We start from the raw sequence: 5,993 nt of genomic DNA on the forward strand, positions 1-5,993 counted from the left end.
CGGGCAGGGTCGGCACCACGCTGCCGCCCACCAGGGCGGCGGCCAGGGCCAGCGCGGCGGTGCCGGTCGCGGCGAGCCCGCCGGCGCCGCCCCGCCGCCCGGCCCGCGCGGCCAGCCGCCGCGCCTGGTCGGCCCAGAGCAGCAGCGCCAGCCCCGCCGCCGGGGCCGCGACCGCCGTCAGCCCGATGCTGCCGGTGACCGTGCTGACCGGCACGCAGAACAGGACCAGCAGCCCCAGCCCGGCGAGGGCCGGCTGCCGGCCGCCGACGGCGATCAGGTCGACGACGACGGCGATGATCCCGACCAGCAGCACGGTGAGCGCGAGCAGGCCGGTCAGCGGCAGCGCCGGTGTGGACTGCTCGCGGATCTCGGCCGAGCCGTCGGTGAGCACCGCGGCGAGGTCGCCGAGGGAGCCGGGGGTGGGCAGCCAGCCGCCGATCGCGTCGCCGGGGGCGAACAGCGCCGTCATCAGGCAGAGCAGGGCGGCCAGCTGGCCCAGCGGCACCAGCGGGACGCCGGCGGCGCCGGCGCGGGCGGGCAGCGCCCGGCCGCCGGACGCCCAGGCCCACAGCGCCGGCCCGGCCGCGCGCAGCGCCAGCCCGGTGAGCGCGACCACCGCGATCGCCGCCAGCGCCGGCGGCGCCCAGGCCGGGCGGGTGAAGACCGGCGCCAGGGCGCAGCTGCCCAGCGCGGCCGCGGCCACGGCGGCCAGCGTCGTGCCGCCCTCGCGGGACAGCGTGCCCGGCGGCACGGGCGCCGGCGGGGGTGCGGGGACCGGCGGCGGGACCGGCCCGCCGGACCGGACCGGGGGCGGCGGCGGGGCGAGCGTGGTCACGCCGGCACCCCCAGGACGCCGCCGCCCCGGACCCCGGCGGAGGCCGGGGCGAGGTCGCCCCACACGGCCTCGACGGTGCGCGAGGAGTCGGCGACGACGACCTGCCAGCCCGCGCCGCGCAGCAGCGTCGCGGACTGCTCCAGCTGGGCGGCCAGCGCCGCGCGCGCCGTGGCCGACAGCCCGCGCTTGCTGCGGGCGCCGGGATCGGACCAGCTGGCCACGTCGAGCAGGACCGCGACGTCGGCGGACGGGCCCGAGCGCGCGGCGACGAGTTCGGTGAGGTCGTCGGGGCCGACCGCGCCGAGCAGCGCGACGACCGGGCCCTCGCCCGCCACGCGGTGCAGCAGCTCCGCGGCCGGTCCCAGACCGGTGCCGCGGCCGGGGCCGAGCGTGGCCAGCCGGTCCAGCAGCTCGCCCGGTCCCAGGGCCGCCCGCGCGGCGGGGGCGGCGCGGCCGCCGTCCGGCGCGGTGGGGGTGAGCTCGCCGGCGGTGGTGACCACGCGCAGCGCCGCCCCCCGCCGCGCCAGCGCGGTGCCGATGCTCGCCGCGGCCTCCACCAGCCACTCGAGGCTGTCCTGCGGCGGTGTCGGGTCACCGGGCGGGCCGGGGACGGCGCCGCCGGCGACCGGTCCCGGGCCGGCGGCGCGGGTGAGCAGGTGGGCGCGGGTGCGGGTGTCGAGCAGCAGCGCCGCCTGGGCGCGCCAGGGCCGCTCCTCCAGCCGGACCATGAGCTCGCCGGTGCGGGCGGTGGCCCGCCAGTGCACCTTCCGCAGGTCGTCGCCGTGCCGGTACGCCCGGGTGCTCACGTCGTCCTCGCCGTGCACCGCGATCGAGCGGCGGGCGCCCTCGCCGCCGCCTCCGTGCCCGCCGCCCGGGCCGCCGGGCCCCAGCGGCCGGACCCGCGGCACGACCACCAGCGGCGCCCCGTCGGTGCCGCTGGTGGTGCGCTGCACCAGCCCGAAGGGGTCGACCAGGCGCAGCCGCAGCGGGCCGAGCCGGAACCGGCCGCGGCGGGCGCCGGCCACCCGGTACCGCATGCCGGCGGTCGCGGCGGCGGGCAGCCGCTCGACGACGAACGAGGGGGAGCGGCCCAGCTCGGGCGGCAGGTGCTCGGACAGCAGCCACAGCCGTCCCGTCCGCCGGTCGGCGTTGGTCACCTCGAGCAGCACCTCGGCGTCCTGGCCGCGCGGCACCCGAGACGGCGACACGGTGCGCCGGACGCCGACGCGGAACCGCTGCCGGGCGACGGCGACCGCCGACACCAGCGGCAGCGCGAGCACGAAGACGGCGATCTGCACCAGCGGACGCTCGCCGAGCAGCGCGCCGAGCCCGAGCAGGGTGGCCCCCGCGGCGACCAGGCAGCGGCCGCGGAGGGTGAGCGAGGTCAGCGCCGTGCGCAACGGCCCACCCACCGCGGTCAGCGCCCGCGGAGGACGGGCACGGTGGACAACAGCGCGGTGACCACCTGCTCGGCGGTGCGGCGCGCGGCCGCGGCGTCGGCGGTGAGCAGCAGCCGGTGGGCGAGCACCGGGACGGCCATCGCCTGCACGTCGTCGGGGAGCACGTGGTCGCGGCCGGACAGCGCCGCCGACGCGCGGGCGGTGCGCAGCAGCTGCAGCCCGGCCCGCGGGGAGGCGCCCAGCCGCAGCTCGGGGGAGCGGCGGGTGGCCTCGACCAGCGCGACGACGTAGCGGCGGATCGCGTCGGAGACGTGCAGCGACTGCACCGCCGTCACCAGCGCGCGCACCGTGCCGGCGTCGGCCACCGGCGTCAAGGAGGCCAGCGGGTCGGCTGTGCCGCGGTCGTCGAGCATGGCGACCTCGGCCTCGCGGTCGGGGTAGCCCATCGAGACCCGCGCGGTGAACCGGTCGCGCTGGGCCTCGGGGAGGGGGTAGGTGCCCTCCATCTCCACCGGGTTCTGGGTGGCCATCACCAGGAACGGCCGGGCCAGCTCGTAGCTGACGCCGTCGACGGTGACCTGCCGCTCCTCCATGCACTCCAGCAGCGCCGACTGCGTCTTGGGCGAGGCCCGGTTGATCTCGTCGGCGACGACGACGTTGGCGAAGACCGCGCCGGGCTTGAACTCGAAGGCCCGGGTCTCCTGGTCGTAGACGGCCACGCCGGTGACGTCGCTCGGCAGCAGGTCGGGGGTGAACTGGATGCGCCGCACGCTGGCGTCGATCGAGCCGGCCAGCGCCTTGGCCAACGTCGTCTTGCCGGTCCCGGGAACGTCCTCCACCAGCAGGTGGCCCTCGGCGAGCAGCACCACGAGGGCGAGGCGGACGACGTCGGGCTTGCCCTGGACGACGCGGGACACGTTGGCCGCGATCCGCGCGCCCTCCGCGGCGACGTCCACCGGCAGCCCCGCCGTCCCGCCCGCCGCACGCATGGTGTCGGTCACCCGGCCCACGGTACGTGCCCGGAGCGGTCCGCAACGTGTCCGCGCACCGCCCCCACCGGGCCCCTCCCCGGTCCCCACCACGACGGCCCCCGCGCCCCCTCCCGGTGGGCCGTCCCCCCACCGCGCCCCACCCGGCCGCCCCCCGCCGTCCCCGTGCCCCTGACCTGCACGCCAACGGGTGGAGCGGGTGGGTCACGACATGGTGTCGAGTGGTGTCTGGTGGGGCGTAGTGGGTTAGTGTGTGGCGCGGTGGGGAGCCAGGGCCCGTCCCGGGTCCGCGGAGGACACGAGGAGGACCACATGGGGGAGGTGATCCGGTGTTCGTCGGCAGCTTCGCCCTGCGCCTCGACGAGAAGGGCCGGCTCGCGCTCCCCGTCCGGTTCCGCGACCAGGTGGCCGACGGCATGGTGATCAAGAAGGGCCAGGAGCGCTGCGTCTACGGCCTGACCATGGCCCGGGTCGCCGAGCAGAGCCGCGCCGCCGCCAGCATGGCCCCCGCCGACACCGCCGAGGCCCGGATGCGCGCCCGCATGAGCTTCGGGTCGATGGTCGAGGTCGAGCCCGACAAGGCCGGCCGCATCACCATCCCGGCCAACCTGCGCCAGTACGCCGGCCTCGACCGCGACGTGGTCGTCGTGGGTGTCGACACCCGCTTCGAGATCTGGGACCAGGCCACGTGGGACGCCTACGTGGAGGAGCAGGAGGCGGCCTTCGCCGCCATGGAGAGCGAGGGGATGCCCACGCTGTCCTGACCCCGTCCCGCCGGTCGCCCCGACTCCCGCGCGCGCCCGTCCGCGAGCCGACTTCCCCGCGGCTCGACCGGGTGCGGCCCGAACCGTCTTCCCCGCGGCTCGGACCCCGTGCGCAGGCGGCGCTCCCCGCCGCCGGTCGGACCGGCCACCGGCATCCGGCGACCCCCGCTCCCGCGGCCGCCTCCTGACGCTCTTCCCCGGCGCCAGGCGGCACCGCGGGGGCGGGGGTCTCCCTTTCCCGGGCCACCCCGCGGTCTCCCTCCCCGGGCCCGCGGCGCCGTTCCCCGCGCGGCACGCCCGGCCGGCTCCCCCAGCCGGAGCGCCGTCCGCGCCACCATGAGACACCCGCCCTGCCCGCCCCGCCGGGCCCGACCCGCGAGGAGGACGACGTGAGCGCACCGGCCGTGCACGTCCCCGTCCTCCTCGACCGCGTCACCCACCTGCTCGGCCCGGCCTGCGCCGCCGACGGGGCCGTGCTGGTCGACGCCACCCTGGGGCTGGCCGGGCACTCGCTGGCCCTGCTCGACGCCCACCCCGGGCTGCGCCTGGTCGGGCTGGACCGCGACCCGCACGCCCGCGCCGAGGCCGCCGCCCGCATCGCCGCCGCCGGCCACACCGACCGCGTCACCCTCGTGCCCGCCGTCTTCGACGAGCTGCCCGAGGTGCTCGGGCGCCTGGGCCTGCCCGAGGTGCAGGCGGTGCTGTTCGACCTCGGCGTCTCCTCGCTGCAGCTCGACCGCGCCGACCGCGGGTTCAGCTACGCCGCCGACGGGCCGCTGGACATGCGGATGGACCCGGGCGCGCCGCGCACCGCCGCCGACGTCGTCAACACCTACTCCGCGGCCGAGCTCACCCGCGTGCTGCGGGTGTACGGGGAGGAGCGCTTCGCCTCCCGGATCGCCGCGGCGATCGTGCGCGAGCGGGCGCGCGAGCCGTTCACCCGCACCGAGCGGCTGGCCCACCTGGTGCGCGACTCCATCCCCGCCGCCACCCGCCGCACCGGCGGCAACCCGGCGAAGCGGACCTTCCAGGCGCTGCGGATCGAGGTCAACGACGAGCTCGGTGCGCTGCAGCGGGCCCTGCCCGCGGCGCTGGACGCCCTCGCCGTGGGCGGCCGGATCGCCGTCATCACCTTCCACTCGCTCGAGGACCGCATCGTGAAGCAGACCCTCGCCGCCGGTGCCACCGACCGCACGCCGCCGGAGCTGCCCGTCCGGCTGCCCGAGTACGGCCCCGTGCTGCGGCTGCTCACCCGCGGCGGCGAGGGCCCCACCGAGGACGAGGTCGCCGCCAACCCGCGCGCGGCGTCGGCCCGCGTCCGCGCCGCCGAGCGCATCCGGCGGCCGGCGTGAGCACCGCCGCGCGCGCGCCGCGCGCCGAGCCGTCGGCACCGGGGGAGCGGGTCGCCCGGACCCTGCCCTCCCGCCCGCTGCGGGCGCTGCCCTCGCGGCCGGCCCGCACCCGCACCACCGGCCCCGCGCCCCGGGTGGGGACCTCCCGGACGGCGGCCCGCACCACGGCCCGCACCACGCCCCGCACCACGGCTCCCGAGCTGCGGCTGCTGCCCGGCGGCGCGGCGCGCACCCGGTCCGCGGCGGCCCCGCGCCGGGCGCCGTTCGCGCTGCTGGTCGTCGCGCTGCTGGTGCTCACCACCATCGGCCTGCTGGTGCTCAACACCTCCATCGCGGTCAACTCGCTGCGGGCCACCGAGCTGCGCAACGCCAACGCCGAGAAGGCCGAGGAGGTGCAGGAGCTGGAGCAGCAGGTCGTCTCCGGCAGCACGCCGGTGCAGCTGGCCGCGGCCGCCGTCGCCGCGGGCCTGGTCCCGGCCGGCGCGGCCGGGCACCTGGTGATCGGCGCGGACGGCAGCGCCACCCTGCGCGGGACCCCGGAGCCGGCCCCGGACCCCGCCGCGGCCGGGGACGAGGGCTGAGCGTGCTCCCGCCCGCCCGCGGTCCCGAGCCCGCCCGCCGCGCCGCCCCGCGCACCGCCGCCCGCGGCGGCC

At 79.2% G+C, this 5,993-nt stretch carries 6 protein-coding genes; 3 read left to right on the forward strand and 3 right to left on the reverse strand.

Annotated elements, in window-relative coordinates; translation table 11 throughout:
- From ACFO3M_RS22595 to ACFO3M_RS22605, 3 genes are all read right to left on the reverse strand, one after another.
- The coding region (locus tag ACFO3M_RS22595) for a transglutaminaseTgpA domain-containing protein (RefSeq protein WP_387994459.1) at positions 1–835 on the reverse strand (835 nt) is incomplete at its 3' end.
- The gene (locus ACFO3M_RS22600; RefSeq protein WP_387994462.1) at positions 832–2,235 is read right to left on the reverse strand and encodes a DUF58 domain-containing protein; all 1,404 of its coding nucleotides are present in this window, start codon (positions 2,233–2,235) and stop codon (positions 832–834) included. The genes ACFO3M_RS22600 and ACFO3M_RS22595, both read right to left, overlap by 4 nt.
- A gap of 17 nt (positions 2,236–2,252) precedes the next feature.
- The gene (locus ACFO3M_RS22605; RefSeq protein WP_387994464.1) at positions 2,253–3,236 is read right to left on the reverse strand and encodes an AAA family ATPase; all 984 of its coding nucleotides are present in this window, start codon (positions 3,234–3,236) and stop codon (positions 2,253–2,255) included.
- Between the two features lie 317 nt (positions 3,237–3,553).
- Here ACFO3M_RS22605 and mraZ point away from each other — a divergent pair, with 317 nt between their 5' ends.
- The 3 genes from mraZ to ftsL all read left to right on the forward strand — a co-directional run bounded on the left by mraZ (position 3,554) and on the right by ftsL (position 5,921).
- Positions 3,554–3,988: a division/cell wall cluster transcriptional repressor MraZ gene (mraZ, locus tag ACFO3M_RS22610; protein WP_387994466.1), complete on the forward strand. Its 435-nt coding sequence runs from the start codon at positions 3,554–3,556 to the stop codon at positions 3,986–3,988.
- Positions 3,989–4,377: 389 nt separating this feature from the next.
- Positions 4,378–5,340: a 16S rRNA (cytosine(1402)-N(4))-methyltransferase RsmH gene (gene rsmH, locus ACFO3M_RS22615; RefSeq protein ID WP_387994469.1), complete on the forward strand. Its 963-nt coding sequence runs from the start codon at positions 4,378–4,380 to the stop codon at positions 5,338–5,340.
- Positions 5,337–5,921 (forward strand): cell division protein FtsL, encoded by a 585-nt coding sequence (gene ftsL / locus ACFO3M_RS22620; protein WP_387994472.1) that lies wholly within the window; start codon positions 5,337–5,339, stop codon positions 5,919–5,921. The genes rsmH and ftsL overlap by 4 nt, the downstream gene beginning before the upstream one ends.
- Positions 5,922–5,993 lie beyond the last annotated feature (72 nt).

Origin of the sequence: Geodermatophilus arenarius (assembly GCF_042654585.1) — a bacterium.
Classification (GTDB): Bacteria; Actinomycetota; Actinomycetes; order Mycobacteriales; family Geodermatophilaceae; genus Geodermatophilus; species Geodermatophilus arenarius.